Origin of the sequence: Streptomyces sp. FH025 (genome assembly GCF_017427025.1) — a bacterium.
Taxonomy (GTDB): Bacteria; Actinomycetota; Actinomycetes; order Streptomycetales; family Streptomycetaceae; genus Kitasatospora.
Genome location: NZ_JAFLNG010000026.1, coordinates 1 through 14633, shown reverse-complemented (window position 1 = coordinate 14633; position 14633 = coordinate 1). Strand labels below are relative to the sequence as shown.

Annotated in this window: 19 protein-coding genes; 11 read left to right on the top strand and 8 right to left on the bottom strand. The window is 73.7% G+C overall.

Features of this window, described 5'->3' with window-relative positions:
• Positions 1–7: 7 nt before the first annotated feature.
• Positions 8–361 carry a hypothetical protein gene (locus J0670_RS03585; RefSeq protein ID WP_207809490.1) on the top strand — a complete coding sequence of 118 codons (354 nt, stop codon included), beginning with the start codon at positions 8–10 and terminating at the stop codon, positions 359–361.
• A gap of 21 nt (positions 362–382) precedes the next feature.
• Here J0670_RS03585 and J0670_RS03580 read toward each other — a convergent pair whose 3' ends face one another.
• Positions 383–865, bottom strand: coding sequence for a GNAT family N-acetyltransferase (locus tag J0670_RS03580; RefSeq protein ID WP_207809488.1), 483 nt, complete (start codon positions 863–865; stop codon positions 383–385).
• 188 nt (positions 866–1053) lie between these two features.
• On the opposite strand from J0670_RS03580, the gene J0670_RS03575 reads away from it, so the two are divergent.
• Positions 1054–1683, top strand: a complete 630-nt coding sequence (locus J0670_RS03575) for a response regulator transcription factor (RefSeq protein WP_207809486.1) — start codon at positions 1054–1056, stop codon at positions 1681–1683.
• A gap of 21 nt (positions 1684–1704) precedes the next feature.
• Here the strand turns inward: J0670_RS03575 and J0670_RS03570 are convergent, their stop codons facing one another.
• Positions 1705–2244 carry a transglutaminase family protein gene (locus J0670_RS03570; protein ID WP_307806366.1) on the bottom strand — a complete coding sequence of 180 codons (540 nt, stop codon included), beginning with the start codon at positions 2242–2244 and terminating at the stop codon, positions 1705–1707.
• On the opposite strand from J0670_RS03570, the gene J0670_RS40475 reads away from it, so the two are divergent.
• Entirely contained in the window at positions 2143–2388 is a 246-nt protein-coding gene (locus J0670_RS40475; protein ID WP_374223058.1) for a transglutaminase family protein, read from the top strand. The two genes, J0670_RS03570 and J0670_RS40475, sit on opposite strands and share 102 nt — an antisense overlap.
• Positions 2389–2458: 70 nt before the next feature.
• On the opposite strand, the gene J0670_RS03560 is transcribed toward J0670_RS40475, so the two are convergent.
• Positions 2459–3460 (bottom strand): N-acetyltransferase, encoded by a 1002-nt coding sequence (locus J0670_RS03560; protein ID WP_207809485.1) that lies wholly within the window; start codon positions 3458–3460, stop codon positions 2459–2461.
• 133 nt (positions 3461–3593) lie between these two features.
• Here J0670_RS03560 and fdxA point away from each other — a divergent pair, with 133 nt between their 5' ends.
• On the top strand, positions 3594–3920 hold the full coding sequence (fdxA, locus tag J0670_RS03555; RefSeq protein ID WP_196947676.1) for a ferredoxin: 327 nt from the start codon (positions 3594–3596) through the stop codon (positions 3918–3920).
• Positions 3921–3941: 21 nt separating this feature from the next.
• Entirely contained in the window at positions 3942–5096 is a 1155-nt protein-coding gene (gene dapC / locus J0670_RS03550; RefSeq protein WP_207809483.1) for a succinyldiaminopimelate transaminase, read from the top strand.
• 69 nt (positions 5097–5165) lie between these two features.
• Here the strand turns inward: dapC and J0670_RS39820 are convergent, their stop codons facing one another.
• Positions 5166–5951 carry a hypothetical protein gene (locus J0670_RS39820; protein ID WP_279382938.1) on the bottom strand — a complete coding sequence of 262 codons (786 nt, stop codon included), beginning with the start codon at positions 5949–5951 and terminating at the stop codon, positions 5166–5168.
• Positions 5952–6259: 308 nt separating this feature from the next.
• Positions 6260–7315 carry a hypothetical protein gene (locus J0670_RS03540; RefSeq protein WP_307806365.1) on the bottom strand — a complete coding sequence of 352 codons (1056 nt, stop codon included), beginning with the start codon at positions 7313–7315 and terminating at the stop codon, positions 6260–6262.
• A gap of 144 nt (positions 7316–7459) precedes the next feature.
• Between J0670_RS03540 and dapE the strand changes: the two genes are divergently transcribed.
• Together dapE and J0670_RS03530 are read left to right on the top strand one after the other, a co-directional pair.
• On the top strand, positions 7460–8536 hold the full coding sequence (gene dapE, locus J0670_RS03535; RefSeq protein WP_207809481.1) for a succinyl-diaminopimelate desuccinylase: 1077 nt from the start codon (positions 7460–7462) through the stop codon (positions 8534–8536).
• A 110-nt stretch (positions 8537–8646) separates the two neighbouring features.
• Positions 8647–9456 carry a TIGR00730 family Rossman fold protein gene (locus J0670_RS03530; RefSeq protein WP_243436479.1) on the top strand — a complete coding sequence of 270 codons (810 nt, stop codon included), beginning with the start codon at positions 8647–8649 and terminating at the stop codon, positions 9454–9456.
• 7 nt (positions 9457–9463) lie between these two features.
• Here J0670_RS03530 and folP read toward each other — a convergent pair whose 3' ends face one another.
• On the bottom strand, positions 9464–10276 hold the full coding sequence (gene folP, locus J0670_RS03525; protein ID WP_207809518.1) for a dihydropteroate synthase: 813 nt from the start codon (positions 10274–10276) through the stop codon (positions 9464–9466).
• A 181-nt stretch (positions 10277–10457) separates the two neighbouring features.
• Here folP and J0670_RS03520 point away from each other — a divergent pair, with 181 nt between their 5' ends.
• Entirely contained in the window at positions 10458–10886 is a 429-nt protein-coding gene (locus tag J0670_RS03520) for a DivIVA domain-containing protein (protein ID WP_207809479.1), read from the top strand.
• Positions 10883–11464, top strand: coding sequence for a DNA-3-methyladenine glycosylase I (locus J0670_RS03515; protein WP_207809477.1), 582 nt, complete (start codon positions 10883–10885; stop codon positions 11462–11464). The genes J0670_RS03520 and J0670_RS03515 overlap by 4 nt, the downstream gene beginning before the upstream one ends.
• A gap of 40 nt (positions 11465–11504) precedes the next feature.
• On the opposite strand, the gene J0670_RS03510 is transcribed toward J0670_RS03515, so the two are convergent.
• On the bottom strand, positions 11505–12305 hold the full coding sequence (locus J0670_RS03510; protein WP_207809475.1) for an enoyl-CoA hydratase-related protein: 801 nt from the start codon (positions 12303–12305) through the stop codon (positions 11505–11507).
• Between the two features lie 298 nt (positions 12306–12603).
• Between J0670_RS03510 and J0670_RS03505 the strand changes: the two genes are divergently transcribed.
• The gene (locus J0670_RS03505; RefSeq protein ID WP_014137929.1) at positions 12604–12771 is read left to right on the top strand and encodes a DUF3117 domain-containing protein; all 168 of its coding nucleotides are present in this window, start codon (positions 12604–12606) and stop codon (positions 12769–12771) included.
• A 118-nt stretch (positions 12772–12889) separates the two neighbouring features.
• Here J0670_RS03505 and J0670_RS03500 read toward each other — a convergent pair whose 3' ends face one another.
• Positions 12890–13522 (bottom strand): O-methyltransferase, encoded by a 633-nt coding sequence (locus J0670_RS03500; protein ID WP_207809516.1) that lies wholly within the window; start codon positions 13520–13522, stop codon positions 12890–12892.
• A 311-nt stretch (positions 13523–13833) separates the two neighbouring features.
• On the opposite strand from J0670_RS03500, the gene sigE reads away from it, so the two are divergent.
• The gene (gene sigE / locus J0670_RS03495) at positions 13834–14550 is read left to right on the top strand and encodes an RNA polymerase sigma factor SigE (protein WP_374223059.1); all 717 of its coding nucleotides are present in this window, start codon (positions 13834–13836) and stop codon (positions 14548–14550) included.
• Positions 14551–14633: the final 83 nt, after the last annotated feature.

The window sequence follows — 14633 nt, the reverse complement described above, 5'->3', positions numbered from 1 at the left end:
ACCCGGCATGTCCACCGTTCTCGTCCTCGGCTTCGACCCGCACGCCGTCCCCGGCATGGACGGCGACGGCCTGCGGGCCGTCCTCGACGCCGAACTCGCCCGCTTCGCCGACCACGGCATCGACGCGTCGATGACCCTGGTCGCCCCCGACGGGACCGCCGAACCCGCGATCACCGCCGCCCTCGCCTCCCGCGCGTGGGACGTCGTCGTCATCGGCGGCGGCATCCGCAAGCCCGAGCCCGCCCTGCCCCTCTTCGAACTCGTCGTCAACCTCGTGCGCCGCCACGCCCCGCAGGCCGCCATCGCCTTCAACACCACCGGCGCCGACAGCCTCGACGCCGCCCGCCGCTGGCTGGAGTAGGAAGTCGGCCCGTCCGACTTCCTACTCCAGCTCCCGCCGGTAGCGGAGGGCGGGGCGGCCGGAGAGGAGGAACTCCTCGGTGGCGGTGAAGGCGTTGCGGGTGAGGACGGCGCGGGAGGCCGGGTTGTCCAGGGTGGTGACGGCGGTCAGGGCGCGGAGGGCGTACGAGCGGGCGGCGAGGTGGCAGGCCCGGGCCACGGCGGCCTTCGCGAGGCCCCGGCCGGCAGCGGACTCGGCGATGCGGTAGCCGAGTTCGGCGGTGCCGTCGGCGAGGTCGACCAGGTTGAGGCGGCCGACCAGGGCGCCGTTCACGTCCAGGACGAGGTGGAACCGGCAGGTGCCCTCGGCCTGTTCGGCGAGCAGAGCGGCGTGGCGGGCCGGGAACTCGGCGAAGTAGGCGTCGCCCCGGTCGGGGACGGTACGGGCGAACCAAGCCCGGTTGGCGAGCTCGAAGGCGAGCAACGCGTCGGCGTGCTCGGCGCGGAGGGGCTCCAGGGTCGGCATCCGGCCAGTCTGGCCCGCAGGGCCTCGGTGAACCACTCGAACACCGGGTGCGGTCGGTGGGCGGGACGAGCCCGGTGCGCCGGGCGAGGCCGCCGATCGAGTAGCGGATGCCGTCTCCGTCCACGGGGACCACTGCGCGGTCTCCCCCTGGCGGAGACTCAAGCCCGGCCCCCTCTAAGGTCGTGGCCATGGGTAACGCAGAGAACGACCCCTCGATCCGCGTGCTGCTCGCCGAGGACCAGGGGATGGTCCGGGAGGCGCTGGCGGCGCTGCTCGGGCTGGAGGGGGACATCGACGTCGTCGCGCAGGTGGGCCGCGGGGACGAGGTGGTGGCGGCGGTGCTGGCGAACGAGGTGCAGGTCGCCGTGCTGGACATCGAGATGCCGGGCATGACGGGCATCGAGGCGGCGGCCGAGCTGCGCCGCCGGGTGCCGGGGACGAAGGTGGTCATCGCGACGACCTTCGGCCGCCCCGGCTATCTGCGCCGGGCGATGGAGTCCGGTGCGGACGCTTTCCTGGTGAAGGACGCGCCCGCCGCCGAGCTGGCCGAGGCGATCCGCCGGGTGCTGCGCGGCGAGCGGGTGATCGATCCGGTGCTGGCGGCGGCCGCGCTGGCCGAGGGCGCGAACCCGCTGACCCCGCGCGAGCGGGACGTGCTGGGCGCGGCCGCGGACGGCGCGGTGAACGCGGACATCGCGCGGCGGCTGCACCTGTCGGAGGGGACGGTCCGCAACTACCTCTCGATGGCGATCCAGAAGACCGAGGCCCGCAACCGCACCGAGGCGGTCCGGATCGCCCGGGAGAAGGGCTGGCTGTAGCGGCCGCCGAGAGGCAGCCGCCTAGTTGAGCCGGTGCCGCGCCGCCCGGGCCTCCTGCCGGACCTTGGCGGCGCCGTCCGGGTCGAAGGCGTCCAGGATCTGCGCGTACGAGTCCATCTCCGCCGAGCCGCCGAGGAAGTCCCCCATCCGCACCAGGAGTTCGGCCCGTTCCAGCCGCAGCTGGGCGGGGTGGCGGGGGAGCAGCAGGGCGAGTTCGGTGGCCCACAGCTGGGTGCGGGCGTGTTCGGGCCGGTCGGCCGCCCAGGCGCGGATGTTGCCGAGTATCCGCAGCACGATGTCCAGCGGCTGGGCCGGGGTGAGCAGGGAGGGGGTGAACTCGTGCCCGGAGGCGGCGACCAGGTGTTCGACGTCGGCCGGGTCGAGCAGCCGCCCGCCGTGGAACGGGTCGGCGAGGACGAACTGCTCACCGCCGGTCGGGCCGCCGACCGCGACGATGAAGTGCCCGGGCAGCGCGATGCCGTGGCCGAGCGCTCGCCGTCCGGGCCGGAGGAGACCGCGGCCCTGCTCGCCGCCGTGCTCGGCGGGCGGGAGCGGTTCCACGGGCGGCAGTCCGACTACCGGCGGCTGGAGTCCTCACTGCTGCCCGATGTGCTGCGGCGGCGAGCAGGCACAGCAGCACCGGATCGGGGTGCTCGGTGCGGGCGGCGGTCCGGAAGCGGTCTCTGCTCTGCTCGGTCACGGTGACGGCGACGGCTTTCGTACGGCGGACGGACAAGCGGACAAGCGGACGAACAAGGACGTAACGGTCGGGCGGTCACTCCTGGGGAAGGGGTGCGTAGTGGTAAGTGTGACTGGTCGTGAAGCCGAGTCCGTCATACAGCGCGATCGCCCCCTCGTTCCCCGCCTCGACCTGGAGGTACGCGCCGCTCGCGCCCTCCTCGGCCGCGCGGGAGGCGAGCACCGCCATGACCGCCGTCGCCAGCCCGGCCCGCCGGGCGTACGGCTGGACCTCGATCGCGCCGAAGCAGGCCCAGGGGCCGTCGACGACGCAGCGCCCGATCGCCAGCGGCGGCTGCCCGGGGGCGCCCGGCACGGTGGCGAACCAGACCGAGGGGCCGCCGTGCAGCACCCGCCGGGCCGCCTCCCGTACGGCCGGGTCCTCGCCGAGCCGCCCGTACAGCGACATCCAGCCGATGTCGGCCGTCCGCGAGAGCCGGACCCTGTCCTGCCCGGCGCCGGCCCGGGCCACCCCGGCCAGCGGGGCGGTGCGCACCAGAGTGGGGGAGCGCAGCGGGCCCAGCAGCGCCCGCAGTTCGTCCGCCGTCCCGGGCGTGACCACCTCGACCAGGGCGGGAAGCCCACGCGCCGCGTACCAGTCCCGTACGGCGGCCAGCGCCTGGGGAAGCGGCAGCCCGGGGTCGCCGAGGGCCTGGACGGAGTTGGCGCGCTGGGTGAACCCGGCGGCCGCGCGCAGCGTCCACTCGCCGAGCGCCTGCTGCTCGACCCCGGGCCAGCCGCGTCCCGCGATCCGCTGCAGCTCGACCGGCGTGGCGGCCGGCAGCGGCGCGCGCCGCGCCGGGAACGGCGGCACGACCTTGCCCGCGACCAGCAGCTTCTCCGGCACGAGGACCGGCTCGCCCGAGCGCGGAACCACGGTCAGTCCATGATCGTCCCACGATGTGAGCACGCCGATCGAATCCCGGAACACCGGTCGGTCGTCCACGAACTCCGAGAGACGCCGGACGGACACGCGTCGTCCCACGTCAGAGCGATCTATCCGGACTTCCGGACGGCTCTGCGACGGGTCTCGAGTCATGATCAGGCCACCTCCTGTGCATTTGCGGTCTCCGACCCGCGATACTAGGGGCGGGCATCGACGACGCCGCGCTCACCGCGCACGCGAGCAGAACAGAACGGGCCGCCAGGCCCTTCCGAGGAGGAACGACAGCGTGACCTACGTCATCGCGCAGCCTTGTGTCGACGTGAAGGACAAGGCGTGCATCGAAGAGTGCCCGGTTGACTGCATTTACGAGGGCAACCGCTCCCTCTACATCCACCCGGATGAGTGTGTCGACTGTGGCGCTTGCGAGCCGGTCTGCCCGGTCGAGGCGATCTTCTACGAGGACGACACTCCCGAGGAGTGGAAGGACTACTACAAGGCGAACGTCGAGTTCTTCGACGACCTGGGTTCGCCCGGTGGCGCCTCGAAGCTCGGCCTGATCGAGCGGGACCACCCGTTCATCGAGGCCCTGCCGCCGCAGAACGCCGATCACTGACGATCGGTGGCATCTGAAGCTGTGAGCACCGACAACAGCACGCGCGCGCCGTTCCCGGGCCACCCGGGGGCGGCGCGCCGCGTTTCGAACCGGCTCCCGGTGTTCCCCTGGGACAAGCTGGAGCCCTACAAGGCCACCGCCCTCGCCCACCCGGGCGGCCTCTGCGACTTCTCCGTCGGCACCCCGGTCGACCCGGTCCCCGAGGTGATCCAGAAGGCGCTGGCCGCGCACACCGACACGCCCGGCTACCCGACCGTCTGGGGCCCGCTGGAGCTGCGCGAGGCGATCGCCGGCTGGCTGAACCGCCGCTGCGGCGCCGAGATCGGCCCGCAGGCCGTCCTGCCGACCGTCGGCTCCAAGGAGCTGGTGGCCTGGCTGCCGACCCAGCTCGGCCTCGGCCCGGGCGACCAGGTCGCCTACCCGCGGCTGGCGTACCCGACCTACGAGGTGGGCGCACGGCTGTGCGGCGCCGAGCCGGTCGAGTACGACTCGGTGGACGAGCTGGACGGCTCCCGGGTGCGCCTGCTCTGGGTGAACTCGCCGTCCAACCCGACCGGCCGGGTGCTCGGCGCGGACGAGCTGCGCCGCGCCGTCGAGTGGGCCCGGGAGCACCGGGTGCTGCTGGTCAGCGACGAGTGCTACCTGGAGCTCGGCTGGGAGGCCGAGCCGGTCTCCGTGCTGCGCCCGGACGTCTGCGGGAACGACCACGAGGGCCTGCTGGCCGTCCACTCGCTCTCCAAGCGCTCCAACCTGGCCGGCTACCGCGCCTCCTTCGTGGCGGGCGACCCGGTGGTGGTCAGGGAGCTGCTGGAGGTGCGCAAGCACGGCGGCATGATCGTGCCGGCGCCCGTCCAGGCGGCGACCGTCGCGGCGCTGGCGGACGACGCGCACGTGGCCGAGCAGCGCGGGCGGTACGCGGCCCGGCGCTCGGCGCTGCGGGCGGCGCTGGAGGCGTACGGCTTCCGGATCGAGCACTCCGAGGCCAGCCTGTACCTGTGGGCGACCCAGGACCGCCCGTGCTGGGAGACCGTGGCGGAGCTGGCCGGGCTGGGCATCCTGGTGGCGCCCGGCGACTTCTACGGGCCGGCCGGCGAGCGCTTCGTCCGGGTGGCGTTCACCGCGACCGACGAGCGGGTGGCCGCGGCCGTGGAGCGGCTGAACGCGGCGGCTCGCTGACGGCACGCTCACGTCACGCGGAAGGGGGTGGTGTTCCGGTCGGGAACACCACCCCCTTCGTCATGCGGACTACAGCGGCAGGCCGCTGATGCTGCCGCCGTTCGCGCCGCCCAGCAGCCCGCCGAGCGGGCCGAGCAGGCCGGTGAGGCCGGACAGCGGGTTGTTCTGGCCGAGGTCGGCGCCGCCGAGGCGGTTGGCCGAGCCGTGCTCGGCGAGGCCCAGCACGTCGGTGGCCGGCAGGGTCTGCTCCACCGAGCCGAGCGGCAGCGCCCGCTGGACCGAGCCGAGCGGCAGCGCGTCGGCGACGGCGCCCGCGCCGGGGACGGCGCCGGAGAGCTTGTCGGCGCCGGGCAGGCCCTGGGTGAGGGAGCCCGCCTGGGCGAGGTCGCCGACCGCGCCGGCGTTGGCGCTGCGGGTGCCCGCGCTCTTGCCGGTGACGGCCTCGCCGAGCTTGCCGGCCAGGCCCGAGGCGACCTTGGGGGTGACGGCGGAGAGCTCGCCGGTGGTGGCGGCGGTCTGGTCGACCGGGGCGGTCAGCGAGCTGGCCTTCTCGTTCGCCTCCGGGAGCTGCTGGGCGACGATGCTCCCGGCGGCGTCGGCGGCGGACGGCACGCCCGCGGCGACGGTGGCCGCCCCGGTGGTGCCGGCGGCCTGGCCGAGCTGGTGGGTGGTGTGCTGAAGGGTGGAACCGGCGTTGTTGTTGGTCAGCTGGCCCAGGGGCGCCGCGAGGTCGCTCTTGGGAAGCAGGGCGTCCCCGCCCAGGGCGGACGCGGAGCCGGCCGCGACCAGCGGGGTCGCTCCGGCCGCCACGACGAGCGCGGCCTGGGCGATCCGGCGCGTGAGGGGGTGAGACATGGGGCTCCTCGAAGGGGTCTGGGTCCGTCCCGTCCACCCGGGTGGACGACCGGTCGTGGACGGGACCGGCGGACGACGTTGTTACCGCTTGAGAAGCCAGAAGGTTTCGGCCGGTGCAAGGAATGTTCCCGACCGACCATCGGATGGTACGACCGCAACGGCGGCGCCTGTCGGGCCCGCCGCGTGCCGCCGGACCGGCCCCGGTCAAGGGAAGTGACGGTTCTCCACCCGGGGTCGCCGGAACGGGGGGTCGGTCCACCGGGGTTGACCCGAATCACCCGTCCGGCGGCAACCCGAACACCAGTGCGTCAGCTCTTGTCGTACGGTGCCAGGGTGACCTGGACGAGCTTGGTCGACGTGCCGGAGCCCTGGGTCTGCCAGCCGTCCTCCGACTCGGTCTTGCGCCAGATCTTCCCGTCGTAGGCGACCGTCGCGATGCCCAGCTGCTGGGCCTGGGCGACCGCCCAGTGGGCCACCTCCCAGCCACTGGCCCGCTCGGCGCTCACCCCGCCGTCCGCCGCGGCGTCCGCCGAGGAGGTCAGCGCGGCGGCGGCCGGGTCCGGGGTCAGCGAGACCGCGTGCTCGGCGCCCTTGATCGTCGAGGCGTAGCCGGCGGCCGGGGTGACCGTCCGGCCGAACTCCCGCCGCACCCGGTCGGACAGCACCTGGGTGCGGTCCGGCAGCGCGGCCGGAGTGGCCGAGGCGCCCGCCGTCGGCGAGGACGCGTCCGCCGGGGCCGGCTTGGCGAAGTCCTTCACCACGCAGTTGAAGGAGCCGGGCTCGCGCCCGGACAGCGCCGAGGTGAGCAGCGTCGCCTTGGTCTCGTGCTTGGCGTACGCCTGCGGGTAGCCGCTCTTCTGCACCGCCTGGGCCGCGTCGGTCAGCGGGATCCGGGTGTAGCCGGGCACCTTGACCAGACCGTCCAGGAACTTGTTGGTCGCGTACACCGGGTCCGCGATCTGCTCGGGCGTGCCCCAGCCCATCGAGGGCCGCTGCTGGAACAGGCCGATCGAGTCCCGGTCGCCGCCCGCGAGGTTGCGCAGCTTGGACTCCTGCATGGCGGTCGCCAGCGAGATCGCGGTCGCCCGGTCCGGCAGCCCGCGCGAACGCGACACCGCGGCGATCGTCGCGGCGTTGGCGGCCTGCGGCAGCTCCAGCGTGCCGTTGCCGGCCGCGGTCTTCACCGTGCACTCCTCGGTGGCGCCCTGCCGGAAGCCGAACCACCAGATCCCGACCACGGCCAGACCCGCCACCATCGCCAGACCGAGCAGTCCGACCAGCACGAGCAACAGCGCGCGCAGCGGACCGCGGCGGCGGGGAGTCGACTCCTCGTCCAGCTCCTCGCTGCTCCTTCTCCTGGCCACCCTCGCCCCTCTCGCGCCCTCACCTTGATCCGACACCGTACCCACTCGGACGGGTGTGCGGCGCATCCCGGTTGCCGATCCGGGTCCCGACCGTGTCACAGAACGCCCACGCCGGGCGCACATCACTGTGGCTAGGCTGGCGCCATGAGCAGCCCGAACCCGACGCCCCTGGACCTCACTCTCGACGGCGGCGCGCTGACCGCCCGACTCGTCGACTTCCCCTCGGTGAGCGGCGACGAGCAGGCGCTCGCCGACGCCGTGGAGGCCGCCCTGCGCGGCTACCCGCACCTCACCGTGGACCGCCACGGCAACAACGTGGTCGCCCGGACGAACCTCGGCCGCGCCGAGCGCGTCCTGCTCGCGGGCCACCTGGACACCGTGCCGATCGCCGACAACCTGCCCTCGTACGTCGAGGGCGACCTGCTCTACGGCTGCGGCACCTCGGACATGAAGGCCGGCGTGGCCGTCCAGCTGCGCCTCGCGGCCACCGTGCCCGAGCCCAACCGCGACCTCACCTTCGTGTTCTACGACTGCGAGGAGGTGGAGGCCCACCGCAACGGCCTCGGCCACCTCGCCAAGGAGCACCCGGAGTGGCTGGCCGCCGACTTCGCGGTGCTGATGGAGCCCAGCGGCGCCGTGGTCGAGGGCGGCTGCCAGGGCACCCTGCGGGCGCAGATCCGGCTCTCCGGGGTGCGCGCCCACTCGGCCCGCAGCTGGCTCGGCGACAACGCCATCCACCACGCCGCCGAGGTGCTCACCCGGCTGGCGGACTACGAACCGCGCCGGGTGGAGATCGACGGCCTGGAGTACCGCGAGGGCCTCAACGCGGTGCGGATCGACGGCGGCGTGGCCGGCAACGTGATCCCGGACGAGTGCGTCGTCACGGTCAACTTCCGCTACGCGCCGGACCGCAGCGAGGCCGAGGCGGAGAAGCACGTGCGCGAGGTCTTCGACGGCTTCGAGCTGACCGTGACCGACTTCGCCCCGGGCGCCCTGCCCGGCCTCTCGCAGCCGGCCGCGCAGGCCTTCCTGGCGGCCACCGGCGGCCAGGCCCGGGCCAAGTTCGGCTGGACCGACGTCGCCCGGTTCAGCGCGCTCGGCGTCCCGGCGGTCAACTACGGCCCCGGTGACCCGAACCTCGCGCACAAGCGGGACGAGCACTGCTCGCTGACCGCCATCGCCGAGACCGAGGACCGGCTGCGCGCCTGGCTGACCAGCTGAGCCCGTCGGGACCGGCTGATCCGGCCATCGGCCGAACGCCACCTTCCGGTTGCCCAACCGACCTTCCCCCGTTGCCTCAAAACGGGGGAAGGCGGGCGTAGGGTTTCGTCATGACAGGCACAGGAGACGAAAAGCAGTACGGACACGGCCCCGAGCAGGTCGGCGTGCCGCGGAAGAGGAAGGCCTGGCCCGAGAAGCAGAAGGGCCCGGTGCTGGTGCGCCGGGACCAGGTCGGCACGAGCACCACGGACCAGCGACTGCTGGACACCACCGGCCCGACCGACTGGCTGCACACCGACCCGTGGCGGGTGCTGCGGATCACCTCCGAGTTCGTCGAGGGCTTCGGCGCCCTCGCCGAACTCCCGCCCGCGATCAGCGTCTTCGGCTCGGCCCGGACCGCCGTCGACTCGCCCGAGTACGAGGCCGGGGTGGCCATCGGCCGGGCCCTCGCCGAGGCCGGCTACGCGGTGATCACCGGCGGCGGCCCCGGCGCGATGGAGGCCGCCAACCGCGGCGCCTCCGAAGCCGGCGGGCTGAGCGTCGGGCTCGGCATCGAGCTGCCCTTCGAGCAGGGCCTCAACGAGTACGTCGACCTCGGGCTGAACTTCCGTTACTTCTTCGTCCGCAAGACGATGTTCGTGAAGTACGCGCAGGGCTTCGTGGTCCTGCCCGGCGGGCTCGGCACGCTGGACGAGCTGTTCGAGGCGCTCACCCTGGTGCAGACGAAGAAGGTCACCCGCTTCCCGGTGATCCTCTACGGCAGCGCGTACTGGGGCGGCCTCTACGAGTGGCTGAAGAACACCCTGGTCGAGCAGGGCAAGGCGGCCCCGCACGACCTGGAGCTGTTCCACATCACCGACGAGGTCGACGAAGTGGTGAAGATCCTCGCCGACACCCGCCGACCGGTCAACGAGATCTAGGCGGGGTCTACGCCAGCCCCCGGCGGGCGACCGCCGGGGGGCGGGTGCCCCGGATCGAGGCGACCATGTCCAGGACCTGGCGGGTCTCCGCGACCTGGTGCACCCGGTAGACCCGCGCGCCCAGCCAGGCCGAGACCGCCGTGGTGGCCAGGGTGCCGAGCAGCCGCTCGTTCACCGGCTTGTCCAGGGTCTCGCCGACGAAGTCCTTGTTGGAGAGCGAGACCAGCACCGGGAAGCCGGTCGCGGTCATCTCCGGCAGCCGCCGGGTCGCCTCCAGCGAGTGCCGGGTGTTCTTGCCGAAGTCGTGCCCCGGGTCGATGATCACCGCGTCCCGGCGCACCCCCAGCTCCACCGCCCGCTCGGCCAGCCCGACGGTCACCCGCAGGATGTCCGCCATCACGTCCTCGTACCCGACCCGGTGCGGCCGGGTGCGCGGCTCGGCGCCGCCGGCGTGGGTGCACACCAGCCCGACGTCGTACCGGGCGGCGACCTCGGCGAGCTTCGGGTCCACCCCGCCCCAGGCGTCGTTCAGCAGGTCCGCGCCCGCCTCGCAGACCGCCTCGCCGACCTCGTGCCGCCAGGTGTCCACGCTGATCACCGCCTCGGGGTGGCGCTTGCGCAGCTCGGCCACGAAGGGCACGGTGCGCCGCAGCTCCTCCTCGACCGTGACCTCGTCGCCCGGCCCGGCCTTGACCCCGCCGATGTCCAGGATCGCCGCGCCCTCGGCCATCGCCCGGTCCGCGGCGGCGAACGCGGCCTCGTCGGCGAAGGTGGCACCCTTGTCGAAGAACGAGTCCGGCGTCCGGTTCACGATCGCCATGATCACCAGCTCGTCGTCACCGAATTCGCGCGGTCCCAGACGCAGTGCCACCGATGTCTCCTCCACAGCTCCTGCGGGTGCGATGATGGCCCCCGGCCTCACTTGGGGACCATGCTGTCATGATCAGTCTGGTTCCCCGGCACTTCGAAGAGGACCGGCCGGGAGTTCGGGAGGACAGCTCGTGTTCTGGGTGATCGTGGTCGCCATGGCCGTGGTGGTCGGCGGCGCCGCGCTGGTGGCGCTGGGCGGGGGCGGCTCGATGCCGGAGGCGGTGCCGGACCGCATCGCCGCGCGGTTGCCGCAGGACCGCCCGCTGAGCAAGACGGACGTGGACGACCTGCGGCTGCCGATGGCCCTGCGCGGCTACCGGATGGACGAGGTGGACGACGTCCTGGACCGGCTCGGAGCCGAACTCGCCTACCGCGACTCGCGGATCGCCGAGCTGGAGGCCGCCGCCCACCTGCGCGGCGCGGTCGAGGCCACCAGCGCCCCGGACCCGGCCGCCGAACCGCTGCCCGGGCTGGAGGAGTTCGCGAAGGTCGCCGAGCCGGCCGCCGCGCTCACCGAGGCGCCGGCCCCCGAGGACGCGAAGCCGGGGCAGGACCGGTGAGCGGTGCCGTGCTCGGCGCCGACGGTCTGCTCCGCTGCGGCTGGGGCGAGTCGACCGACGACTACCGGGACTACCACGACACCGAGTGGGGCCGCCCGGTGCACGGCGACGACGCGCTGTTCGAGCGGGTCTGCCTGGAGGCCTTCCAGTCCGGCCTGTCCTGGCTGACCATCCTGCGCCGCCGCGAGGGCTTCCGGGCCGCGTTCGCGGGCTTCGAGATCGCCAGGGTCGCCGAGTTCGGCGAGGCGGACCGGGAGCGGCTGCTCGCCGACACCGGCATCATCCGCAACCGGGCCAAGATCGAGGCGGCGATCGCCAACGCCAGGGTCGCCCGCGACCTGGACGGCGGTCTGGACGCGCTGATCTGGGGGTTCGCCGCCGACCCGGACCGGCCGGCCCCCCGCTCGCTGGACGAGGTGCCGGCCGTCACGCCCGAGTCGACGGCGCTGGCGAAGGCGCTGAAGAAGGCGGGCTTCCGCTTCGTCGGCCCGACCACCGCCTACGCCCTGATGCAGGCCTGCGGCCTGGTCGACGACCACCTGGCGGACTGCCACGTCCGTACGGGCAAGGCGGGTTGAGCCGGCCGGCGACCCAGGCGTGTCATCGGCCTGGGCCCGCTCAGCGACCCAGGTAGTTCGGCTTCTCCTTGGCGATGAAGGCGCGCACCGCGATCCGGTGGTCCTCGCTCTCGCCCGCCATGGTCTGCAACTCGTCCTCCTTGTCGAGGAGTTCGTCCAGCGAGTGCGAAGCGCCGTACGCCAGCGACTCCTTGACGGCGCCGTACGCGACGGTCGGGCCCTCGGCCAGCTCGCGGGCGAAGGCCCGTGCGGTGGCGGCGAGTTCGTCGGCCGGCACGACCCTGGTGGCCAGGCCCAGCTCCGCCGCCTCGGCGGCCTTCACCGTCCGGGGCAGCATCAGCAGCTCGGTGGCCCTGGCGTGCCCGACCAGCCGGGGCAGGGTCCAGGAGGCACCCGAGTCGGCGGTCAGGGCGATTCCGGCGAAGGCGGTGTTGAAGCCGGCCCGGTCGGAGAGGATCCGGAAGTCGCAGGCGAAGGCGAGCGAGGCGCCCGCGCCGGCCGCCACCCCGCCGACCGCGGCGACGGTCGGCTTGCGCATCCCGGCCAGCGCCCGCACCAGCGGGTTGTAGTGCTCGGCGACGGTCCGCAGCGCGCCCTCGCCGGTCTCCTCGGCCCGCTTCAGCAGCGCCAGGTGCTCGTTCAGGTCCTGCCCGACGCAGAACGCCCGCTCGCCCGCGCCGGTCAGCAGCACCGCCCGCACCGAAGGGTCCCCGGCGGCCTCGGTCACGGTGTCGCGCAGCGCGACCTTGGTGGCGACGTCCAGGGCGTTCATCGCCTCCGGGCGGTTGATGGTGATGACGGCCAGGCCGCCGTCCAGCTCGTACAGCACGGAATCGGACATGGGCGAGGGCTCCCTAGACGATCGTCGTGTCGGTGGTCGTGTGCCAGGATGCCGGAGCACCCGGGGAACTGGGGAGTGTGAGGTATCGCACCTTCCCGTGGTGCCGGGGGCGCCGCCACGCCGGGGCTTATGCAGCGAATTGCGGTGGTTGAAGCCGGTCCGGCCGAGGTTGCGCCGAGAGTGATGTTGGTCATCAGGCCGTGGCATGCGGGATAATGGCTTCCGATCAATGCGTTCGATACCGGCGGTGGACGGACTGCCGGTGCGTAGCTGAGCGGTTGCAGGAAGGGGAACGAGCATGGCGGCCATGAAGCCGCGGACGGGTGACGGCCCGCTCGAAGTCACCAAAGAGGGGCGGGGCATCATCATGCGCGTTCCGCTCGAAGGCGGCGGACGCCTCGTGGTGGAGCTCACGCCTGACGAGGCCGACGCCCTCGGCGAGGCCCTGAAGAAGGCCTGCGGCTGACCGCAGCGGGTGCTCGCCATCTCCTGGAGATGTGCAGTCGGGCCCGGGTACGACGACACGTCGGCCCGGGCCCGCGTGTTTCCCCGGCGCCCGGGGCCGGTGCGCCGCGCGGGCGGCGTCAGCGCTTGACCGCGCAGAGCAGCCCGTCCGAGACCGGCAGCAGCGCGGGCAGCAGCGCCTCGCTCTCCCGTACGTCCCGGACCAGGTCCCGCACCGCGCCGGTCTGCGGGTCCTGGAGCTCCGGCTCGGCGAGCCGGCCCTCCTGGAAGACCCCCTCGAAGCAGACCATCCCGCCGGGCCGCAGCAGCCGCAGGGACTCCAGCAGGTACTCGCGCGACTCGGCCGGGTCGCCGTCGCAGAACACCAGGTCGTACTGGCCGTCGGCGAGCCGGGGGAGCACCTCCAGCGCCCGGCCCGGTATGAACCGGGAGCGGTTGGCCGCGAACCCGGCGGCCTGGTACGCCTCGCGGGCCAGCTGCTGGCGCACCGGTTCGGAGTCCACCGTGGTGAGCACGCCGTCCGGCCGCATCCCGCGCAGCAGGTAGACCCCCGAGACCCCGGTGCCGGTGCCGATCTCGGCCACCGCCTTGGCGTCGAGCGCGGCGGCCAGCAGCCGCAGGCACGCCCCGCCGCTCGGCCCGATGGCGCGTATGCCGGTCCGGGCGGACTGCGCCCGGGCGTAGGTCAGCACCGCGTCCTCGCCCACGTAGGTGTCGGCGAGGGCCGCGCGCGCGGGCCCGAACTCGCTGATGGCTGCCTCTTTCGGAGCCCCGGGCGGCGGCCCGGTGCCGGGGATGTCGATATTTCCTGGCACAGATTACTGGCCGACCGGGAACCGCGTACGGCGGCGGGCCGTTGTCACTGAGGACCGGGTGCGGGAGACCTCCCGGGCACTTTTATCCGGGCTTGACGGGTGAGGTGGATATGGTGGTGGCCCTGCTGGGCAGAAGAGCCGACCGAGGAGGTGTGGCCGAGGGCGACGTCCCCGTGCGGCGGCACTCCCGCGGCACCGCGTCGGCCCGTACGCCGAAGCCCGTGATGAACCAGCCTGCGCACTCCGACATGGACCAGCCCGCCGCCGCCGTCCCGACGCCGGCCGCCGGTACCGCCGAGGCCCCCGCCCTCGCGACCTTCGCCGAGGGCCCCGACGCGCAGAGCTGGACTCCGCCCACCTGGGAGGAGATCGTCGAGGCGCACAGCGCCCGCGTCTACCGCCTCGCGTACCGCCTGACGGGCAACCAGCACGACGCCGAGGACCTCACCCAGGAGGTCTTCGTCCGGGTGTTCCGTTCGCTGTCCACCTACACCCCCGGCACGTTCGAGGGCTGGCTGCACCGGATCACCACCAACCTGTTCCTGGACATGGTCCGCCGCCGCCAGCGCATCCGCTTCGACGCGCTCGGCGAGGACGCGGCCGAGCGGCTCGCCTCCCGCGAGCCCAGCCCGGCCCAGCACTTCAGCGACACCCACTTCGACGCCGACGTGCAGCAGGCCCTGGACACCCTCGCCCCGGAGTTCCGCGCCGCCGTGGTGCTCTGCGACATCGAGGGCCTGTCCTACGAGGAGATCGCCGCCACGCTGGGCGTCAAGCTCGGCACCGTCCGCAGCCGCATCCACCGTGGCCGCTCGCACCTTCGCGCCGCGCTCAAGCACCGCGCCCCCGGCTCGGCCCCCGGCCGTGAGCGCCGCGGCGGCTCGGAGGAGCCGGTGCCGGTCGGCGTCGGCGCCGCCGGTGAGGCCGCGGCCACGCCGGGCGGGCGCGGACGGAGGCGATCGTGAGCGGAACCGGCCGGTCCGGTCCGGACCGCTCGGATGCGTCCGAGCGGTCCCTGACCTGGCGGGGCTGGGCCCTGCCGGGTCGC

Coding starts and splice junctions, on each gene's coding strand:
- J0670_RS03585 (WP_207809490.1), top strand. CDS start 8: ATGTCCACCGTTCTCGTCCTCGGCTTCGACCCGCACGCCGTCCCCGGC.
- J0670_RS03580 (WP_207809488.1), bottom strand. CDS start 865: ATGCCGACCCTGGAGCCCCTCCGCGCCGAGCACGCCGACGCGTTGCTC.
- J0670_RS03575 (WP_207809486.1), top strand. CDS start 1,054: ATGGGTAACGCAGAGAACGACCCCTCGATCCGCGTGCTGCTCGCCGAG.
- J0670_RS03560 (WP_207809485.1), bottom strand. CDS start 3,460: ATGACTCGAGACCCGTCGCAGAGCCGTCCGGAAGTCCGGATAGATCGC.
- J0670_RS39820 (WP_279382938.1), bottom strand. CDS start 5,951: ATGTCTCACCCCCTCACGCGCCGGATCGCCCAGGCCGCGCTCGTCGTG.
- dapE (WP_207809481.1), top strand. CDS start 7,460: ATGAGCAGCCCGAACCCGACGCCCCTGGACCTCACTCTCGACGGCGGC.
- J0670_RS03530 (WP_243436479.1), top strand. CDS start 8,647: ATGACAGGCACAGGAGACGAAAAGCAGTACGGACACGGCCCCGAGCAG.
- folP (WP_207809518.1), bottom strand. CDS start 10,276: ATGGCGATCGTGAACCGGACGCCGGACTCGTTCTTCGACAAGGGTGCC.
- J0670_RS03510 (WP_207809475.1), bottom strand. CDS start 12,305: ATGTCCGATTCCGTGCTGTACGAGCTGGACGGCGGCCTGGCCGTCATC.
- J0670_RS03505 (WP_014137929.1), top strand. CDS start 12,604: ATGGCGGCCATGAAGCCGCGGACGGGTGACGGCCCGCTCGAAGTCACC.
- sigE (WP_374223059.1), top strand. CDS start 13,834: ATGGACCAGCCCGCCGCCGCCGTCCCGACGCCGGCCGCCGGTACCGCC.